This window comes from Sphaerisporangium dianthi (assembly GCF_042654065.1).
Taxonomy (GTDB): Bacteria; Actinomycetota; Actinomycetes; order Streptosporangiales; family Streptosporangiaceae; genus Sphaerisporangium; species Sphaerisporangium dianthi.
The window spans coordinates 1-886 of record NZ_JBHSFP010000103.1 but is presented as its reverse complement, the minus strand read 5'-3'; the positions used below and the strand labels follow the sequence as shown (position 1 = coordinate 886).

Genomic DNA, 886 nt, shown 5'->3' with positions numbered 1-886 from the left:
ACCACCCCCACCCCCCACAGCGGCAACGGCCTCAGCAACCTCACCACCCGCCTGCACACCGTCAACGGCCACCTCACCACCGGCATCGACGACGACGGCTGGTTCCACCTCACCGTCCGAACCCCCACGGGAGCCGCCGCGCCCGGCCCCGTCCCGGAACAGGCGCTCCCGCCCGACGCGGTCGTCCCCCGGCTCGTGCGGCCCCCGGCCCCTTCCGCCGGAGCCCGGCGCGTCCGGTCGCGGCTCGCGGCGGCGCGGCACCGGCTGAAACAGACGCTGTTCTGGACGGGCGGGCTCGACGACGACGGGGACACCGGCTTATGGAGGCCCCGCCAGGCGATCCCCGTCACCCTGGTGGTGCTGACGGGATACGCGGCGATCATGCTGATCAACGTGATCGACACCGGCGTGGGCACGGCCGGCCTGCTCGGCTTCGCGGCGTGCCTCACCGTCGACTTCACCCTGCAGATCGTCCACTCGTTCCGCGGACCGCGGGGCTGGTCGCGGCGGGCCCGCGCGCTCACCCTGGTCACCCAGGCGTTCGCCAGCTACCTGCCGCTGCTGTGGATCGACAGCCCGTGGGGCTCCATGGTCGGCTTCCTGGCAGGGTCGGTGCTGCTGGTGGTGCCCGGAGCCGCGGGCTGGGCGCTGTACGCGGCCATCGTGAGCAGCGTCCTGCCGTTGTCGCTGGCCCTCGGCGCGCCGCCCGGCTATCTGGTGTACCTTCCGATCTCCAGCCTGCTCACCGGGCTGATCGTGTACGGCATGAGCTCGCTGTCGACGCTGGTGGCCGAGCTGTACACCGCACGAGGCAAACTCGCCCGCATGGCCGTCACCCGCGAACGATTACGCGTCGCCCGCGACCTGCACGACCTGCTCGGCTACA

General features: G+C 72.3%; 1 pseudogene. It reads left to right on the top strand.

Features of this window, described 5'->3' with window-relative positions:
- Positions 1-886 (top strand): annotated as a pseudogene (locus ACFO60_RS40780) (hypothetical protein); the annotation flags it as partial.